Origin of the sequence: Nocardiopsis sp. NPDC101807 (genome assembly GCF_044766605.1) — a bacterium.
Lineage (GTDB): Bacteria > Actinomycetota > Actinomycetes > Streptosporangiales > Streptosporangiaceae > Nocardiopsis > Nocardiopsis tropica.
In genome coordinates, this window is the sequence record NZ_JBIWMK010000004.1 from 324,521 (window position 1) to 342,335 (window position 17,815).

18 protein-coding genes and 2 tRNA genes are annotated in these 17,815 nt (G+C 72.3%); 12 read left to right on the plus strand and 8 right to left on the minus strand.

Annotation, left to right across the window (positions count from 1 at the left end):
- Positions 1 to 331 precede the first annotated feature (331 nt).
- The 4 genes from ACIRPH_RS14380 (at position 332) to ACIRPH_RS14395 (ending at position 2,296) form a co-directional block, all read left to right on the plus strand.
- Positions 332 to 700 carry a hypothetical protein gene (locus ACIRPH_RS14380; protein ID WP_402913975.1) on the plus strand — a complete coding sequence of 123 codons (369 nt, stop codon included), beginning with the start codon at positions 332 to 334 and terminating at the stop codon, positions 698 to 700.
- A 205-nt stretch (positions 701 to 905) separates the two neighbouring features.
- A complete protein-coding gene (locus tag ACIRPH_RS14385; protein WP_267948260.1) occupies positions 906 to 1,184 on the plus strand; it encodes a WhiB family transcriptional regulator in 279 nt (92 codons plus the stop codon).
- Between the two features lie 54 nt (positions 1,185 to 1,238).
- Positions 1,239 to 1,400 carry a hypothetical protein gene (locus ACIRPH_RS14390; RefSeq protein WP_402913977.1) on the plus strand — a complete coding sequence of 54 codons (162 nt, stop codon included), beginning with the start codon at positions 1,239 to 1,241 and terminating at the stop codon, positions 1,398 to 1,400.
- Between the two features lie 314 nt (positions 1,401 to 1,714).
- The gene (locus ACIRPH_RS14395; protein ID WP_402913979.1) at positions 1,715 to 2,296 is read left to right on the plus strand and encodes a M48 family metallopeptidase; all 582 of its coding nucleotides are present in this window, start codon (positions 1,715 to 1,717) and stop codon (positions 2,294 to 2,296) included.
- A 239-nt stretch (positions 2,297 to 2,535) separates the two neighbouring features.
- On the opposite strand, the gene ACIRPH_RS14400 is transcribed toward ACIRPH_RS14395, so the two are convergent.
- Together ACIRPH_RS14400 and ACIRPH_RS14405 are read right to left on the minus strand one after the other, a co-directional pair.
- Positions 2,536 to 3,108, minus strand: a complete 573-nt coding sequence (locus ACIRPH_RS14400) for an NUDIX hydrolase (protein WP_402913981.1) — start codon at positions 3,106 to 3,108, stop codon at positions 2,536 to 2,538.
- Positions 3,109 to 4,557 carry a zinc-dependent metalloprotease gene (locus ACIRPH_RS14405; protein WP_402913983.1) on the minus strand — a complete coding sequence of 483 codons (1,449 nt, stop codon included), beginning with the start codon at positions 4,555 to 4,557 and terminating at the stop codon, positions 3,109 to 3,111.
- Between the two features lie 122 nt (positions 4,558 to 4,679).
- Here ACIRPH_RS14405 and ACIRPH_RS14410 point away from each other — a divergent pair, with 122 nt between their 5' ends.
- From ACIRPH_RS14410 to ACIRPH_RS14420, 3 genes are all read left to right on the plus strand, one after another.
- Complete coding sequence (locus ACIRPH_RS14410; RefSeq protein ID WP_402913984.1) at positions 4,680 to 5,747, plus strand: NAD-dependent epimerase/dehydratase family protein; 1,068 nt, start codon at positions 4,680 to 4,682, stop codon at positions 5,745 to 5,747.
- A gap of 91 nt (positions 5,748 to 5,838) precedes the next feature.
- Positions 5,839 to 6,282, plus strand: coding sequence for a molybdenum cofactor biosynthesis protein MoaE (locus tag ACIRPH_RS14415; RefSeq protein ID WP_267948265.1), 444 nt, complete (start codon positions 5,839 to 5,841; stop codon positions 6,280 to 6,282).
- A gap of 164 nt (positions 6,283 to 6,446) precedes the next feature.
- Positions 6,447 to 7,508 carry a PDZ domain-containing protein gene (locus ACIRPH_RS14420; protein WP_402914800.1) on the plus strand — a complete coding sequence of 354 codons (1,062 nt, stop codon included), beginning with the start codon at positions 6,447 to 6,449 and terminating at the stop codon, positions 7,506 to 7,508.
- A gap of 79 nt (positions 7,509 to 7,587) precedes the next feature.
- On the opposite strand, the gene ACIRPH_RS14425 is transcribed toward ACIRPH_RS14420, so the two are convergent.
- Complete coding sequence (locus ACIRPH_RS14425) at positions 7,588 to 8,109, minus strand: PPA1309 family protein (protein ID WP_402913986.1); 522 nt, start codon at positions 8,107 to 8,109, stop codon at positions 7,588 to 7,590.
- A 296-nt stretch (positions 8,110 to 8,405) separates the two neighbouring features.
- Between ACIRPH_RS14425 and ACIRPH_RS14430 the strand changes: the two genes are divergently transcribed.
- The 3 genes from ACIRPH_RS14430 (at position 8,406) to ACIRPH_RS14440 (ending at position 11,908) form a co-directional block, all read left to right on the plus strand.
- Positions 8,406 to 11,354: a UPF0182 family protein gene (locus tag ACIRPH_RS14430; protein WP_402914803.1), complete on the plus strand. Its 2,949-nt coding sequence runs from the start codon at positions 8,406 to 8,408 to the stop codon at positions 11,352 to 11,354.
- 163 nt (positions 11,355 to 11,517) lie between these two features.
- Positions 11,518 to 11,594 (plus strand) — tRNA-Met (locus ACIRPH_RS14435).
- A gap of 240 nt (positions 11,595 to 11,834) precedes the next feature.
- Positions 11,835 to 11,908: transfer RNA gene (locus ACIRPH_RS14440), tRNA-Met, on the plus strand.
- A gap of 104 nt (positions 11,909 to 12,012) precedes the next feature.
- Here the strand turns inward: ACIRPH_RS14440 and ACIRPH_RS14445 are convergent.
- The 5 genes from ACIRPH_RS14445 to hisN all read right to left on the minus strand — a co-directional run bounded on the left by ACIRPH_RS14445 (position 12,013) and on the right by hisN (position 16,601).
- A complete protein-coding gene (locus ACIRPH_RS14445) occupies positions 12,013 to 12,732 on the minus strand; it encodes an ABC transporter ATP-binding protein (RefSeq protein WP_402913988.1) in 720 nt (239 codons plus the stop codon).
- Positions 12,733 to 13,749 (minus strand): HlyD family efflux transporter periplasmic adaptor subunit, encoded by a 1,017-nt coding sequence (locus ACIRPH_RS14450; RefSeq protein ID WP_402913990.1) that lies wholly within the window; start codon positions 13,747 to 13,749, stop codon positions 12,733 to 12,735.
- Between the two features lie 9 nt (positions 13,750 to 13,758).
- Positions 13,759 to 15,015, minus strand: a complete 1,257-nt coding sequence (locus tag ACIRPH_RS14455; protein WP_402913992.1) for an ABC transporter permease — start codon at positions 15,013 to 15,015, stop codon at positions 13,759 to 13,761.
- A gap of 192 nt (positions 15,016 to 15,207) precedes the next feature.
- On the minus strand, positions 15,208 to 15,720 hold the full coding sequence (locus tag ACIRPH_RS14460) for a hypothetical protein (protein WP_402913993.1): 513 nt from the start codon (positions 15,718 to 15,720) through the stop codon (positions 15,208 to 15,210).
- A 74-nt stretch (positions 15,721 to 15,794) separates the two neighbouring features.
- Positions 15,795 to 16,601 carry a histidinol-phosphatase gene (gene hisN / locus ACIRPH_RS14465; protein WP_402913995.1) on the minus strand — a complete coding sequence of 269 codons (807 nt, stop codon included), beginning with the start codon at positions 16,599 to 16,601 and terminating at the stop codon, positions 15,795 to 15,797.
- Positions 16,602 to 16,762: 161 nt separating this feature from the next.
- On the opposite strand from hisN, the gene ACIRPH_RS14470 reads away from it, so the two are divergent.
- Positions 16,763 to 17,347, plus strand: coding sequence for a TetR family transcriptional regulator (locus ACIRPH_RS14470; protein ID WP_402913997.1), 585 nt, complete (start codon positions 16,763 to 16,765; stop codon positions 17,345 to 17,347).
- Positions 17,348 to 17,361: 14 nt separating this feature from the next.
- Entirely contained in the window at positions 17,362 to 17,652 is a 291-nt protein-coding gene (locus tag ACIRPH_RS14475; protein ID WP_402913999.1) for a DUF2087 domain-containing protein, read from the plus strand.
- The last annotated feature ends 163 nt before the right edge of the window (positions 17,653 to 17,815 follow it).

Consider the following 17,815-nt stretch of genomic DNA (forward strand, 5'->3'; position numbering starts at 1 on the left):
TGAGCCGCGGCGGGGCCGCCGCGGGCGGGCCCGACGCGCTTCGGGGTTCCGGACCCCGCGGGGGGGCGGGGGGCGGCCCCCGCCCCCGCCGGGGGGCGGGGCCCGCGCCGTCTCCCGGGCCCCTCGGGGAAGGCTCCGCCGGGCCGTCCGGTAACGCTCCCGGGCCCCGCGCAATTCCCCGGCCCCGGTGGCCGGATGCGGACGTTTTCCCAGGTCAAAAATGGGTTGCCGTCTTCGTTGGGCACCCCATAGTCTGTACTTCGTCGCAATGACCGCGCCAGGCGCAGGTGGAAGACCCTGCCGCCCGACTCAGAAGGAGGTGCCCCATCAAATGACGAACTCCACGCAGACCACCGGATTCATCGCTGGCTTCGCCGTGTCGTCCCGTCAGCAGTCCCTGACGGCTGTCGCGGGCACCGCCGAGAGCGGTCACGCGGGCGTCCTCGCCATGTCCGGCGAGTTCATCACCACCGGTGTCGGTCACGGCGCCAAGGACCACCGCGACGGGTGGGGGACCTTCTCGTCCCACGGCCTGTCGATGGTGTCCCCGGTCGTCCCGACCGGTGTCGGCAACGGCAGTGGTGTGCCCGCCAATCCTGAGCTCGCCCTTGATCGAGGCAAGCGCATGACGGAACACGCTGAAGCTACCCGGCGCCTCTATGGCGCATCGGGGGAGTGTCCACGGAGGATTCCGGCCTAGAGCTACACGGGCCGAGAGTTTCGACCGTGGCCGCGGACCCCGACACAGGGGCCGCGGCTTTCTTTGTATCTCCGTCCGATCCCCGTCCCCCAGGGACGAGGGAAGAGGGCGGCGGCATCGCAAGTCCAGGTCCCTCACCGGACCGGTTCCGGTGACCATCACCGACCGCGTTGTACGAAACGATCAAAGATCTTGGAGGGCACCGATGCTTGCGTCGGTCCTGGAGACGCCCTGGATGGGCGACACCGAAGTTCCCTGCCGCCTCGAGCCCGACCTGTTCTTCGCCGAGGCCCCCGCCGACGTCGAGGCCGCGAAGGCCGTCTGCGGCGCCTGTCCCGTGAGGGAGCAGTGCCTGACGGACGCCCTGGAGCGGCGTGAGCCGTGGGGCGTGTGGGGCGGGCAGCTGCTCGTCTCCGGTCAGGTCGTGGCGCGCAAGCGCCCGAGGGGCCGCCCCCGGAAGAACCCCGCCCCGGTCGCGGCCTGACGCCTCGCCCGAACTCCACCCGCAACCCCGAGAACTTCCGAAGGACGAAGACAGATGATGTTGATGGAACTCCTGCGCCTTGCCGAACAGAGCGACGTCGAGACCCGTGAGATGCAGAGCAGACGGCTCACGGCCCGTGTGATGCGCGCCCGTCAGCGGGAGGAGCGCCGTGCCGAAAGGGCACTCATGGAACTCGCGTGGTCCCGCCTGTGTTGACCCGTGGCGGTACGGCGGGATGACGGGGCGCTGAGCGCCCCGAGGTGATCACGGAGCCGGTCGGAGACCGGACGGGACCCCGGGAAGGGTAACCGTCCGGTCTCTTTTTCGTCTCGTTCGTGCGAAGGGAGGGCTTCGCGGACGCCGATTGTGTGCTCTCGGACGAGGTCCGGACCGCGCTGGTCAGGGCGGAACGCGCGTCGGGGCCGTGATTTCCGGCGGGTTCCCGCGTTCCGGGGATCACGGGAAATCAATGACATAACGGGACAAGGCATATCTGTGCGGAAGCTCTCGTCTCGGCTACCGTAAAGTTCGTGCCCTCGAACACCAAAGTCGAGGTACGACGCAGTCCTCGTCGCCGACGCACGGTGTCGGCCTACAGGGACGGGGACACCACGGTCGTCCTCGTGCCCGCGACGTTCTCCCGCGCAGAGGAAAAGCGCTGGGTGGGCCGCATGCTGCAACGGCTGGAGGCCCGGGAGGGGCGCCGGCACCCCGGCGACACCGAGCTCCGCGACCGGGCGCTGGAACTGGCCCGCCGCTACCTCGGCGGCGCCGAACTCCCCGACAGCGTCCGCTGGGTCGACAACCAGAACGCCCGCTGGGGCTCGTGCACCCCCGACACCCGTACGATCCGCATCTCCCGACGCCTCGCCGGGATGCCGTCCTGGGTGGTCGACTACGTCCTCGTCCACGAGCTGGCGCACCTGTCCATCCCCCACCACGGACGGGAGTTCTGGGCCCTGGTGCGCCGCTATCCCCGGGCCGAACGCGCACGCGGGTACCTGGAGGGGTTCAGCGCCGCCTCGCGGACCGAAGCGTGCGACCACGACGAGGACGGGGAAGCGGACGAGGTGGAAGAACTGGGCATCGCCGAGGTCGCCCTGGAGGAGTAGCCCCCGCGCCGGGAGGCGCGGTCCGGAGGCGGACGGGGCGCCGCGGGCACGGCCCCGCGCCCGGAGCCCACCCGGCCGGACCGCCCCCAGGACCGTCATGCGCACGACCCCCGCCTGCACGGCCCCGCGCGCCCGGAGCCCGCAGAACGCGTCCGCGGGGACTGCGGCGCGCGTCGGGCAGACCCTCCGCGCCGGGAGGCGCAGTCCCGGTGAGGCGCAGGCCCCGGGCGTCCGCGGGCTCAGGCGTCCGCGGCCCTCGCGGCGCCGCGGTACGCGGCCACCGCTCCGGCGGCGGCGCGCACCAGGTCGCGCACGGAGTCGTCGGTGGGCTCCGGCAGGTCGTCGACGGGGAACCATCCCAGGTCGGCCGACTCCTCGGGGTCGCACACCAGCACGGATTCCGCCGGGGCGACCGCCGCGTACTGCACGTCCAGGTGGAAGCTGCCCCCGCCGCAGGGCACCCTGTGCCGGTCCAGCCGGACCGGGGAGGGGAGGAGCGTCACGTCCCGCAGCCCCGACTCCTCGACGGCCTCACGGAGGGCGGCCGCCCCCAGCGTCGCGTCGTCCGGCTCGCAGTGGCCCCCCGTCTGCAACCACTTCCCGTGGATCCGGTGCAGGGTGAGGACCACCTTCGAGCCGTCGGCGGAGATGACGGCGGTGCTCGCCGTCACGTGGCCGGGCAGGCAGGCGCGCCACATGCCGTCCGGGTGCCCGTCCAGGTGCTCCACGTAGGAGCGGCGCAGCTCCTCCTGCCGGGCGTCGGGCGCGGTCCACGCGCCCAGCACCGCCCTGGCGTCGTCGTGCAGTGACACCTAGGAGTCCTTCCCGCGTGAGTCGTCCCCGTCGTCCTCGGAGCCGTCCGCCTCCGGGGCGCCCCCGCGGTCGGGCCCCGCCCCCGGGGCGTCGCCCGTCAGCGAGGAGATGTCGAAGTCGGCGCCGCCGAACTCCCCGCCGCCGTTGACGAAGGCGTCCGGGTCGTCCAGGTCCTCGCCGGTCGGCATCAGGTCGGGGTGCTGCCACACGGCGTCCCGACCCTCGATCCCGCGCGCCTCCTCCAGGGCGGACCACAGGGCCGACGCCTCGCGCAGGCGGCGCGGGCGCAGTTCGAGGCCGACCAGTGCGGCGAAGGTGTGCTCCGCGGGGCCGCCGGTCGCCCGGCGGCGGCGGGTGGCCTCGGAGAGCGCGTCCGACTGGGGCAGGCGCTCGGACACCGCCGACGACACCACGGTCGCCACCCACCCCTCGATGAGGGCCAGGGTGGTCTCCAGGCGGCCCAGGGCCGCCTTCTGCTGAGGGGTGTCCTCGGGCTGGAGCAGGCTCTCGCCGCCCGCGCCGCCCAGAACCTCCTGGAGCGCCTCGGGGTTGGTGAGATCGATCTCTCCGAGCCTGTCCTCCAGGCCGCTGACGTCGAACGACATCCCGTCCGCGTACTCGCTGACGAGCCGGTACACGTGCGAGCGCAGCCACGGCACGTGGGCGTAGAGGCGGTGCACCGCGGCCTCGCGCGCGGCCAGGTACAGGCGCACCTCGTCGGCGGGGACCTCCAGGCCCTCGCTGAAGCGCTCGACCCCGCCCGGCAGGAGCGCGGCGTTGCCCTCTCCGGCCAGCGGCAGCCCGATGTCGGCGGTGCCGACGACCTCGCGGGACAGCTCGCCGACCGCCTGGCCGGCCTGGCGGCCGACCATCATGCTGCCCATCTGCTGGATCATGCCCAGCAGCGGGCCGGCCACGGACTGCATCTCCTCGGGCAGGTTCTGCCCCATGGAGCGCACGGTCCTGCTCGTCAGCGGGTCGCACAGCTGGACCCACGACTCCATCGTCTTCTCGACCCACTCCGACCTGCTCCAGGCCTGGGCGGTCTGGACACCGGACGGGAGGTCGGTAGCCTGGTCGAGCCACAGGTCAGCGAGGCGCAGGGCCTCCTCGACCTTGGCGTAGTCGGACACCGGCACGCTCGGGTCGCCCTCCTGGGCGACCGTCTGCCGTGCCACGTCCTTGGCCATCTCCCAGTTGACCCCGGACGACGGCGCGCTGCCGCCGCCCCCGGGGCCGGGGCCGGGCTGTGCCGACATCATGTCGGCGAACTGGCGCAGCATGTTGGCCATCTGCTGCGGGTCGCCGAACGGAAATCCGTCCGGCGTTCCGGAGTCCCCTCCGCCCGGGCGGCCGCTGCCGGCACCCGAGCCGGAGTCGCCAGATCGGCGTCCGGACTCGTCATCGGGATCGTTCGGCATGCTGAAACCGAAAGGCAGGTCGCTCACATCAGACCTCAGGCAGGATTAGGTTTGGTCTCCACTGTCACGTTAGCTGGGAGTCGCCCGGAGTGAATACCGAAAGCAGCCAGGTTCGCCCAGAGCACAGCCGTTCCGGAGGAGCGGGCACGGTGGTCGCTGTCACCGGCGCCGCGTCCGGAGTGGGCCGGCTCCTCGTGCAACGCCTGGCCACGCCGGAAGGTTCCACGGCCCCCCGGGAGATCGTCGCGATCGACGAGCAGTTCGCCGACCTGCGCGGTGTGACATGGCGCATCGCCGACGTGTGCGACCCGGGGCTGGTGTCCCGCCTCGACGGGGTCGACGTGCTCGTGCACACCGCGGACGACCGCTCCCTGGAGACCAGACCGGCCCAGCGCCGGGCGCACAACATCCGCGCGGCCCAGACGGTCCTCACCGCCGCGGCGGCCTCGGGGGTCCCGCGTGTCATCCTCGTCACCAGCACCATGGTCTACGGCGCCGCCGCCGACAACCCCGTGCCGCTCCCGGAGAACGCCACCCGCGTCTCCGACAACGGCGACGGGCTGATGGGCGACTTCGCGGAGATCGAGGCCCTGGCCGAGCGCGCGCGCCGGGCCCACCCCAGCCTCACGGTCACCGTGGTGAGGCCCGCACCGCTCGTCGGCCCCGGGCTCGACACCCTGCTCAGCCGCCACTTCTCCGCGCCCCGCCTGCTCACCGTCAAGGGGCACAGGCAGCACTGGCAGTTCTGTCACGAGGACGACCTCGCCGACGCCCTGGCCTTCTGCGCCCTGCACGGAGTGGAGGGCCCCGACGGCGTCGTCGCCGTGGCGAGCGAGGGCTCCCTCACCCAGGAGGACGTGGAGGCGGTCGCCGGGATGAAGCACTTCGAGGTGCCCGCCAACCTGGCCTTCGGCGCGATACGGCGCCTCCACCAGGCCAGGATCACCCCCGCCGCGGAGGGGGAGCTCAAGTTCCTCGTCTACCCGTGCGTGGTGGACTGCGCCGCGCTGCGCGACGCGGGCTGGAAGCCCGGCCACGACAACGAGTCGGCCCTGCGGGCCCTCCTGGAGTCCAGGAGCGGCAAGCACGCCCTCGTGGGGCGCAGCCTGGGCCGCAAGGAGGTCACCATCACCGCGGCCGGGGCGGCCGGCGCCGCGGCCGCGGCCATAGGCACCGCCGCCGCCATTCGCCACCTGCGCAAACGCAAGGGCGGGTGAGGCGGGGGCGGTGCACGTCCGGGCGCACACGTGCCCGGAACGCGCACTCCCGCCGCGACATGGGGGAACGCCCGATTGGTACGGTCGGACCGTGGAAGAGATCACTCTGGCGTCTGTACGCGACACCCCCCTGTCGGTGGACGAGGTGCTCGCAGCGGTGTCCGACCCGCGCGCGGGCGGCACCGCCGTGTTCATCGGGACGGTCCGCGACCACGACCACGGCCGTGACGTCGCGGCGCTGTCCTACACCGCGCACCCCACGGTGGAGGCCAAGCTGCGCTCCGTCATGGAGAAGGTCCTGGCGGACACGTCCGCGCCCGGCCGCCCGGTCGTGCGGATGGCCGCGACGCACCGCGTGGGCGACCTCGAGATCGGCGACCTCGCCGTGGTCGTGGCCGCCGCCGCCGAGCACCGGCAGGAGGCCTTCGCCGCCTGCCGCAGGCTCATCGACGACCTCAAGGCCCAGGTGCCCATCTGGAAGCAGCAGGCCTTCAGCGACGGCGACGGCGAGTGGGTGGGCGAGCCCCGGCCGTAGGCCGTGTTCCGCGGACCTCTCCGGGGCCGCGCGGACCTGCGCGGGCGCCGGGCCCACCGGGAGCGTCCGCGGACCCCGCCCCGGCGGGCCAGGACGAACCGGGGCGGGGACGAACGCACCGGGCCCGCCGTCGGCCATAAGCTGTGCGCATGGTTCGTCGTGTCATGACCCTTGTTGTCGCTCTCGCCCTTCTCGTCGGGCTCGGAGCAGGCAGCCTCCTCCTCCCGCTGCCCTACCTGGTGGCGGCCCCGGGCCTCACCGTGAACACGGTCGGGGAGACAGAGGAGGGGCCCGTGATCGAGATCGGCGGGGCCGAGAGCTACGAGCACGAGGGCTCCCTGTCGATGGTGACCGTCCAGTACGCGGGCGGACCCCAGCACCGGCTCAACTTCTTCGGCGTCGTGACCGCGTGGCTCTCGCCCACCGAGGCCGTCCTCCCCGAGGAGCTGCTGTTCCCCGCGGGGCGCACGCCCGAGGAGGTCAGCGAGCGCCAGACCGTGCAGATGAACGACTCCCAGACCAGCGCCACGGCCGCCGCCCTCAACGAGCTCGGCATGGAGTACGAGGCGGTCCCCGTGGTCAACGGGACCGTCGAGGGCATGCCCGCGCACGGGGAGGTCGAGGAGGGCGACGTCATCCTCGCGGTGGACGGCGCGGACGTCCCCACCGTGAGCGGCGACGGCTCGGAGGAGGCCGTCGGCAGCTCGGCGGTCGTGGACCGGGTCGGGGAGCGGGAGCCCGGAGAGCCGGTCGGGCTCACGCTGGAGCGCGACGGGGAGACGGTCGACGTGGAGATCGCCACTACGGAGGGCGAGGACGGCGGCGCCGCGGTCGGCGTGCTCATCTCCGACCAGATGGACTTCCCCGTGGACGTGGACATCACGATCGGCGACATCGGCGGCCCCAGCGCGGGCATGATGTTCGCCCTCGGGATCATGGACCGGCTCAGCGAGGAGGGCCTCACCGGAGGCGTCGACGTCGCCGGGTCCGGCACCATCACCTCCGACGGCCGGGTCGGCGGCATCAGCGGCATCCCGCAGAAGATGGTCAGCGCCCAGCGCGCCGGCGCCGAGTACTTCCTCGTGGCCGCGGACAGCTGCTCCCAGGTCGCGCAGTCGGCCGCCTACGGCGAACTGGACGTCGTGCGCGTCGAGACCCTCACGGACGCGGTCGACGCCCTGGAGACCATCCGCGGCGGCGGCGACGACCTCCCCCGCTGCGAGTAGGGGCCGCGGGGCGGGCACGGCCGGAGCCGCCCCGCGCCCCTGACCGCCGCGGTCGGACGGCCCGGCCGGGGGCGCGGGGTCACTCCCCGTCCGGGTCCTCCTCCAGGTCCAGGGTCAGCGCCAGCGCGGAGGTCAGCGCCGGGATCAGGTCCGCGCCGTTGAGCACCTCGGACTCGCTGTCGTGGCTGCGCATGCGCATCGCGCAGTGCCGCGAGCCGTCCCGCATCACACCCGCGACCATGCGGATCTCCTCGGTCTCCCGGCCGGACGCGCTCGGGTCCTCGCCGGCGGCCAGGGTCTCGTCCGAGCCCTTCACCACCAGGCGCTCCATGACCAGGGCGCACCCCGCCACGCCCTCGGGCCAGAGGATGCGCCCCAGCGCCTCCTCCAGGGGGAGGTCGTCGGGCAGCGGTTCCTGCTCGACCGGGGTCAACTCGTCGGGATCGGCCGGGGAGCCGATCCCCAGCAGATCGGCCAGCGCCGGTTCGGCCCGCAGCAGTTCGGCGGTCGGCACCAGGGCGTACAGCCCCAGCGGCCGGTCCCAGCCCTGCGCGGCGGTGTGGCGTTCGAGGTCCATGACGGCTTCGCGAATGTTCGACACGTTTCCATAGTGACCGATGTGGGAACCCCGCGGCCCCCGTTCCCGGACAGTAGGGTCGCAACGGGGCCTCCCGGATGCGACTCCGATACAGCAACGATGCAGCCTTGTCACCCGCGTGAGGGTGATTTCGGGAACCCGGCACCCACCATTTAAGTTTTCAGTAACAAGGCGCCACACGCGCTCCGAACGCACCTACCAAGCCAGAACGAGGGGGAGGCGTGAGCTTCCGATCGCCCGGCGCACCACCTGCGCGTATGCCTCGCCGATCAAGGTTGCTCGCGCCAGTCGCGGCGACCGTGGTCGTCATCATCGCGGGGCTGATGCTCGCCGCGAACTTCTGGACCGACTACAAGTGGTTCAGCTCCGTCGGCTACACCTCGGTCTTCCTGACCGAGCTGTGGACCCGCGTGCTCCTGTTCGCCGTCGCCGGCCTGGTGATGGCCGTCATCGTCGGCGCCAGCGTCTACTTCGCGTACCGCTCCCGGCCGGGCATCCGGCCGATGAGCCTGGAGCAGCAGGGACTGGACCGCTACCGGCAGTCCATCGACCCGCACCGCAAGCTCTTCTTCTGGATCGCCGTCGGGGCCCTGGCGCTCCTGGCCGGGGTCGCCGCCAGCGGTGACTGGCGCGCGTACCTCCAGTTCACGAACAGCACCGACTTCGGTGTGAACGACCCCGAGTTCGGGATGGACGTCGCGTTCTTCGCGTTCACCTACCCGTTCCTGCGCATCCTGCTGGGCTACCTGTACGCGGCCGTCATCCTGGCGTTCATCGCCGCGGTGATCGTGCACTACCTGTACGGCGGCGTCCGGCTCCAGAACGACACCGGCCAGCGCGCCACCCCGGCCGCCCGCGTGCACCTGTCGGTGCTCCTGGGGCTCTTCGTGCTGCTGCGCGCGGGCTCCTACTGGCTGGACCGCTACGGACTGGTCTTCTCCGAGCGCGGCTACACCTTCGGCGCGTCCTACACCGACGTCAACGCCGTCAAGACCGCCCTCATGATCCTCACCGTCATCTCGGTGATCTGCGCGGTGCTGTTCTTCGCGAACATCTACTTCAAGAACACCATGGTCCCCATGGCCAGCCTCGGGCTCCTGGTGCTCTCCGCGGTCCTGGTGGGCGTCGCCTACCCCGAGATCGTCCAGCGCTTCCAGGTCAACCCCAACGAGCAGCGCCTGGAGAGCCCGTACATCGAACGCAACATCGAGTACACGCGCGACGCGTACGACATCACGGACGCCGAGGTCGAGCCCTACGACGCCACCACCGAGCTCAGCGCGCAGGACCTGGTCGAGGAGTCCCAGGGCACCAAGGTGCGCCTGGCCGACCCCTCCGTCGTGTCCCAGACCTTCCAGCAGATGCAGCAGGTCCGCGGCTTCTACCAGTTCCCGGACGTCCTGGAGGTCGACCGCTACCCGGACGCCGAGGGCAACCTGATCGACACGATCGTGGCCGTCCGCGAGCTGGACGGCCCGCCCGACGACCAGGACAACTGGCTGAACCGGCACCTCATCTACACCCACGGCTACGGCATGGTCGCCGCCACCGGCAGCGACATCGACGCCGAGGGCCGGCCGGTCTTCACCGAGTACAACATCCCGCCGCGGGGCGAGCTGAGCGAGGTCGTCGGCGAGTACCAGCCGCGGATCTACTACGGCCGCGAGGGCGCCGAGTACGTCATCGTCCAGGCCGAGGAGGAGTACGACTACCCCCTCGACTCGGAGGAGGACACCGCGGACGTCCCGACCCTGGACGACGCGGTCGAGCCCGAGGTCAGCCCCGCCCCCGACGAGGCCCGCGCGCCGGGCGACGCGGACACCCAGGAGAGCCCGGAGCCCACGAACGAGGACCCGCCCGCCGAGGGCGGCGACGGCACCGAGGGCACCGACGAGGAGGCCGACCCCAGCGGTTCGCAGGCCTACAACCGCTACGACGGCAGCGGCGGCGTCCAGCTGAGCAACTTCTTCGACCGGATCCTGTACGCGATCAAGTACCAGGAACCGAACATCCTGCTCAACAGCGCCATCACCGGCGACTCGCGCATCCTCTACGAGCGCGACCCGCTGGACCGCGTGGAGAGGGTCGCCCCGTACCTCACCGTGGACAGCCGCCCCTACCCGGCGGTCGTCGACGGCAAGGTGGTCTGGATCGTCGACGCCTACACCACCTCCGACGGCTACCCGTACGCCAACCGGATCGACTTCACCCAGGCGGTGACGGACACGTTCACGGACGGCTCGGCGCAGCAGGTCGGCGCCCTGCCGGGCAACGAGGTCAACTACATCCGGAACTCGGTGAAGGCCACCGTCGACGCCTACGACGGCACCGTCACCCTGTACGCGTGGGACGAGGAGGACCCGGTCCTCCAGACCTGGATGGACTCCTTCCCGGGCACGGTGACGAGCCGGGACGAGATGAGCGAGGAGCTCATCGACCACGTCCGCTACCCGGACGACCTGTTCAAGGTCCAGCGCGAGATCATGCGCGAGTACCACGTCACGGACGCCGCGGCCTACTACGGCGGCCAGGACTTCTGGGCCGTGCCCAACGACCCGACCGGCGGTACCGAGGCGCCGGAGCCGCCCTACCGGCAGACGATCCAGTACCCGGGCGCCGACGAGGCCAGCTTCTCGCTGACCAGCACGTTCGTGCCGCGCGGCCGGGAGAACCTGGCGGCCTTCATGGCGGTGGACAGCGATCCGCACTCCGAGGACTACGGGCAGCTCAAGCTGCTGGAACTGCCGCGGAGCACGGTGATCTTCGGTCCCGGACAGGTGCAGAACGCCTTCGACGCGGACGCCGACGTCCGGGAGGTCCTGCTGCCCCTGGAGCAGTCCAACGCCGAGGTGACGCGGGGCAACCTGCTCACCCTGCCGTTCGCGGGCGGCCTGCTCTACGTGGAGCCCCTCTACGTGCAGGCCGGCGGGGGCGGCAGCGCGTCCTTCCCGCTGCTCCAGCAGGTCATGGTCGGCTTCGGTGAGGAGGTCGCGATCGGCAGCAACCTGCCGGACGCGCTCAGCAACCTCTTCGAGGGCGCCGAGGGCACCCCCGAGGAGGCGCCCGAGGAGACCCCTGAGGAGAACGAGGCCGGCGGCGGTGGCGGCGGGGGCGGTTCCGACCAGGAGCTCACCGACGCCCTCAACGAGGCCGTGGAGGCCTGGGAGGAGGCACAGGAGTCGAACGAGCAGGCGAACGACCGCCTGCGCGAGGCCCTGGAAGCCATCGAGGAGCAGATGAACGAGTAGGACCGGGTCCGCCCCCCTCTCGGGGCGCACCGGCGGGGCGGGGCCTTCGGGCCCCGCCCCGTCCTCGTGCGGGCCCCGCGGGACGCCGCGGACGCCGGCGCCCGCGTCCCGGAACGCTGATTTGGGTTATCGGCCGGGGCACGCTAGTCTGTGAACACAACGACGCGGGGTGGAGCAGTTCGGTAGCTCGCTGGGCTCATAACCCAGAGGTCGCAGGTTCAAATCCTGTCCCCGCTACCAAGACCCGGACCCGGGAGAAATCCCGGGTCCGGTGCTTTTCTCGGAATTACCGTTTCGGTGGATTTCGGGGAACACGCCCGGAAGGGCGCGCTTGAGTGGCCCGACCGGGAAGAGAAGCCTGGTAGAGTGGTCACAGGCCAGACGGGAAACCGGAAGGCCACAGGGTGGGATCTCACCGGTCGTCCTCACGGAAAACCGATTTGCCACCCGGGGTCACAAGCCCTAAAATAGAGATCACGACGCGGGGTGGAGCAGTTCGGTAGCTCGCTGGGCTCATAACCCAGAGGTCGCAGGTTCAAATCCTGTCCCCGCTACCGAGGAAAACACCGGGTGGAATTCCACCCGGTGTTTTCTCGTATGCGGACCCTCACCGTGCGCGGTGGAGCCCGGGCGCGATCGCGCCCGGGCTCCCGCGAGGTCAGCGGGTACGGCCCTCCACCAGCTCGACGACGCGGTCGGCCCGGGCGGCCACCTTGGGGTCGTGGGTCACCACGACCACGGCCGAGTCGCGGATCCTCGCCTGCTCCAGCAGCTGGTCCATGATCATGGTGCTGCTGGCCGCGTCCAGGGCGCCCGTGGGCTCGTCGGCGAGGACCAGCCCGGGGTCGCGGCTCAGCGCGCGCGCCAGGGCCACACGCTGCTGCTCGCCGCCGGACAGCTGGTGCGGCTCGGAGTTCAGCCGGTGCCCCAGGCCCACGGACTCCAGGAGCTCGCGTGCGCGGGCGCGGCGGCGCAGCAGGGGGACCCCGGCGATCACCAGGGGCACCGCCACGTTCGCCAGGGCGGTGCGCCGCTCCAGCAGGTGGAACTGCTGGAAGACGAAGCCGATGCCCTCGCCCCGGAGCCAGGACCTGCGCCCCTCGCCGAGCGCCGTGGTGTCCACGCCGTCGAACGTGTAGGAGCCGCCGCTGGGCTTGTCGAGGAGGCCCAGGATGTTCAGCAGGGTGGACTTGCCCGAGCCGGACTGCCCGACGATCGCGACGACCTCCCCACGCCGCACCCGGAACGTGCAGTCGTGCAGGACGTCGATGCGGTCCCCCGACACGGTGAAGTGCCGTGCCACCCCCTCCACGCTCAGCAGGGGGGCCGGGTCCGGCGGGGCCGATCCGGCCTCCGGGGCCGGTACGTGGACCGACATCTAGCCCTCCTCGCCCATCAGGTCCTCCTCGGTGTCCCCGGCGCCGGGGACGTCGAACCGGGGGTCGAGGGGCACCGGGTCCATGATCATGTCCCCGACGCCCAGCCCCTCGGTGACCTCGACCAAGGAGCCGTCGGACATGCCGAGCCGGACCTCGCGGACCTCCTCGGAGCCGTCGCCGGAGACCACCACGACCTCGCCCTCCTCCGAGGTGCCGCGCACGGAGGTCACCGGGACGACCAGCACGTTCTCCGCCTCGCCGGTGGTGACGGACAGCTGGCCCCGCACCCCGTCGAACACCTGGAGGTCGGAGGGGACACGGCAGGTGAGCAGGCTGCCGCCGTCACCGCCGGCCCCCTCTTCGCCGGTCTCGCCTCCGGCGTCCTCTCCGCCGCCACCGCCGCCCGTGCCGAGGGACAGGAACTCACAGGCGTCGGCCGGCGGGCCCTTGTCGATCTTGAGCATGATGTCCTCGGGGTCCTCGTAGAACCTGTAGAGGTCGTTAGCGGGGATCGACGCGACCGCGCGGAACTGGTCGGGGGCGACCTCGGCGACCGCGGCCCCGGGTTCCAGGACGTCGCCGACGAGGACGTCGTCCAGTCCGGACACCGTGCCGCCGGTCGGCGCGTACAGGGTGGTCTCCGTGGTCGCCGGGGCCTGGGCGTCCCCCTCGCCGTCCCCGGGCGCGGGCGCGGTCTCGGCCTGCACCCTCACGTTGACGATCGGCGCGCCCTCCTCGACCTCGGCGCCGTCCGCCACCCACAGGTGGGTGACGGTCCCGCCGCCGCGCGCCTTCACGGCCTCGCCGGGCTCGGCCTCGACGACGGCGTCCAGCACCATCACGGAGCTGATCGCGCCCATCTCGACCTCGACCGGCACCCCGCCGACGTCCATGGCGCTCGGGTCCATGAGCATCTCGTCGGAGGGCCCGCCCAGGCGGCCCAGCAGGAAATAGCCGGTGCCGGCCAGTCCTCCGAGGACGACCAGCACCGCACCGATGACGATCCACTTCTTCACGTGTGTCTCCTATTCCCGGAGTCCGGCGACGACGGACGCGCCGAGCGCCCGCATCGCGGGGATGATCCCGGCCAGCAGCCCGACCAGCGCGGCGCTGCCCAGGCCGACGAGTACCCCTGCCGGGGGGATGTTCAGCGGAATGTCGTCCGGCAGCTGGACGAAGGAGCCCAGGACCGCCCCGCCGACCGCCAGCACCGCCCAGCACCCGGCGATGGCGATGACCCCGGCGACCAGCGACACCACGACCGACTCCATGACCACGGCCACGAACAGGGTGAACCGGCTCGCGCCCAGGGCCCGGTAGGTGGCCAGCTCGCGGCGGCGCTCGCGCACGGTGACCAGGCCGACGTTGAGCACGCCGAGCAGGCCGGTGGTGAGGGTGATGGCGGCGATGCCCATGAGGGCCAGGGACAGGTAGGTGATGGCCTCGTTCGTCATCTCCGCGTAGTCCGAGCGGTAGGACGAGAGCGACTCGCGGTTCTCGACGCCCCAGCGCCACGACGCCGACCCGAGCCGCTCGGTGAAGACCTCCCCCCAGGGGTCGTCCGCGGCGGGGTCCTCCGGGTCGATGCGCACCTGGTACGTGGTGGGGACGCCCATCGCGTACATCGCCTCCGCCTCTTCCTCCTCCTCGGAGGGGCCGGAGCCGAAGATCAGTCCCTCGGAGGCGGGGGAGCGCAGGATGTACGCGCTGTACCAGCCGGAGTCGAGGGCGGAGCTCTCCAGGACGCCGATGACGCGCACGTCCATCCAGTGGTCGGTGCCGACCTGGACCTGGGCGAGGTCGCCGATCGCGGCGGCCAGCTCCTCGTTGACGATCATCACGGGGGCGAGGGATCCGGTGTCGGCGTCGGTGAACCAGCGGCCCTCCAGCATGTTCATCCGCCGGATGTCGCCCAGGGACGGGTCGACCCCCGTGAAGCTCGCCTCGGTGACCACCGTGTCGCCCGAGCGGATCGCGGGCGGCTCCACGGGCGCCTGGTAGAGGGAGACGTCCCGGCCGCCCGCGCGGACGAGGTCCTCCTCGAAGGCCGCGCGGTCGGTGATGGTCTCCTCGAACACGCTGACCTCGAGGGTCGCCGGACGGCCGGCGTTGGCCTCGCTGTAGGCGGTGGCGAACCGCTGGCCGAAGTCGCTGGCGCTGACCACGAGGACCAGCGCGCCCACGCCGACGACGATGCCCGCGCAGGAGAGGATGGTCCTGGCCACGTTGGCCCGAGAACCGGCGAAGGCCAGCACGATCCCGGCTATGAGGGAACGCAGCATTCGGCCCCTTCCGTGGTGTCTGTGGGCCGACGCCGCGACGGCGGCGCCGGGATGCCCGCGTTCAGCGGGGTTTCATCAGAGCCATCGCAGGGAAGGGCGGGTTCGGTTCACCCCGAACGGCGGTAATTTCGGATTGTCGGAGTTTTTCGCCCGGTGTGACCGGAACCGCGGCCTCGGGGCGTGGCCCGGGGGTCAGTCCACCTCGAAGCCGTCGCAGGTGAGCGGTGTCCCCGAGTCCGTGTCGGACCAGACCACGGTGTGGACGCCGCTCTCGGCCCCCGTGTCGAAGTCGTCGGGGTAGCTGAGACGGCTCCACTCCCCGGGGACGGCCTCCGCCCCGGCCGTGGCGGCCTCGCCGCCCGGCCCGATCACGGAGGCGGTCAGGGAGGAGGCCCCCGCGTCCGCGGGCACCAGGACGCCCAGCTCGACCGCCTCGCCGCGCTCCGTCGGGGAGCGGGGCGCCTCGGTCCGCCAGGAGTCCGTGTCCGGGGCGTCCACGGCGGGGGCGCACATGTACGTCGTCGGGTCGAAGGACGTGTCGGGCACGCCCAGGCCGCCCACGCCGTCCCGGGCCGAGGTGCGCACGGCGTCGGCGATCATCTCGTTGAGCTCCTCGGGGCTGTACCCGTGGCCGCCGCCGCAGGCGGTGACCAGCAGGACGGCGGCCCCGCACAGGGCCGTCCCGAGGGTTTTCGTGGTCAGCACACGACGCACGTTACTACGTAACGTGTTCGAGTGAGCGCATTATGTGATTGTGGTGGGCGGTGTGGGAGGGGTGCTCAGCTCCGGCGCAGCGGTGTGGGGCCGCCGTTCAGCCAGGTCAGCACCTGGTCGTGGATCGCACCGTTGGTGCACACCAGGGGCCCGCCGTCCTCGAAGCCCTCACCCCGCAGGTCGGTGGCCCGGCCGCCCGCCTCCTCCAGGATGATCGGCAGCGGGGCCGCGTCCCACAGTGAGAGCTCCGGCTCGGCGGAGACGTCCACGACGCCCTCGGCGACCATCACGTGCGACCAGAAGTCGCCGTAGGCGCGGGTGCGCCACACCGACCGGGTCAGCCCGAGGAACGAGTCGAGCCGGCCCTGCTCCTCCCAGCCGGTCAGCGACGAGAAGCTCAGGGAGGCGTCCGACAGGTCCGGCACCTTCGACACGTGGCAGCGCGTCGCCTTGGACAGGCTGCGGCCCTGCCACGTGCCGGCGCCCTTGGACGCCCACCAGCGGCGGTACAGCGCGGGCGCGGACACCACGCCCACCACCGGCCGGTCGCCCTCCAGGAGGGCGATCAGGGTCGCCCACACGGGGACCCCGCGCACGTAGTTCTTGGTGCCGTCGATGGGGTCGATGACCCACACCCGGTTGCTGTTGCCCGTGCGGCCGTACTCCTCGCCGACCACGGCGTCCCGGGGCCGGGCACGGGAGAGGACGCCGCGGAGGGTCTCCTCCACCATCCGGTCGGCCTCGGTGACCGGGGTGAGGTCGGGTTTGGTGTCGACGACGAGGTCGAGCGCTCGGAAGCGCTTGAGCGCGATGTCGTCGGCAGCATCGGCGAGCACGTGGGCCAGCCGCAGATCATCGTCATAGGACGCCATGGCCGGTAACGCTACCCTCCCCGGCACGAACATGGCCAAAGCGGCACACGCGCGTGATCAGAGTGTTAGCGGAGCCCCGCGGGGGCCAAACCCGGCGCTCCGGCCTCCGCCGGGCCCCGCGGGGGACGGCCGGGCACCGCCGCGGATGGGAGGATGGGGGGATGGACACGGTGAGCGGGCGGACGCGGGCCGAGGGCGTCCCGGCGCGGGAGCGGCTGATGGACGCCGCCTGCGCGGAGGTCGTCTCCGGGGGCTGGGCCGAGCGCCGCATGGCGGACATCGCCACGGCGGCCGGGGTCTCCCGGCAGACCCTGTACAACGTGTTCGGCAGCAAGGAGGGCCTGCTCCAGGCCATCGTGGTGCGTGAGGTCAACGCACTGCTGGACCGCGTGGTGCTCCTGCTGGACGCCGAGGACGGGGACCCCGCCCACGTGGTCAGCCGGGCCACCCGGCTGGTGCTGAGGGCGGCCCGCGACAGCCCCCTGCTGCACGCCGTCGTGACCGGGGACCGCGACCTCCTGCCGGTGCTCACCACCCGCTCGGCCCCGTTGCTGGACGTCCTGGGGGAGCGGATCGCCGCCATGCTGAACGGGCGGCGCCCGGACCTGGACCCGTCCGTGGCCGACGCGGTCGCCGACGTCAACGTGCGGCTCACCGTCTCCTACGCCCTCCAGCCGATCGACCCCGACGAGGCGGCGCGCCGGGTCGAGACGGTGGTGCACGGAATGCTGCTGGTCGGCCGCTGAGAGGAGCCCGCGGCGTGCTGGACGGACCCCTGCCGGAGCACGAGCGCCTGGAGGTGCTGCGCTCCTGCATGAAGGACGGGCGGATCACCGCGATCCCCGTCCGCCGCTCCGCCCGGCTGGTCCTGCTCGACCGGGTCGCGCGCGCCTTCGAGCCGGGGGTCCGCTACAGCGTGGACGAGGTCAACACGGTCCTGCGCGGTTTCAGCGCCGACGTGTCCGCGCTCCGGAGGGGGCTGGTCGACGAGGGGTTCATGGAGCGCGACCGCACCCGGTACTGGCGGTGCGGCGGCACGGTCGAGCTGTGACGCCCCGGCCCCCCGGCCCCCCGGCCCCGTGCCGTCCGCAGACGGCGCCGGGCCCGGGGGGGCCCCCCCCGCGGGGGGGGGGGGGCGCCGCGCGGGGGGGGGGGCCGGGGGGGGCCCCCCCCCGGCCCCCGGCCCCCCCCCCCGGGGGCGCGAACCGCCCCCC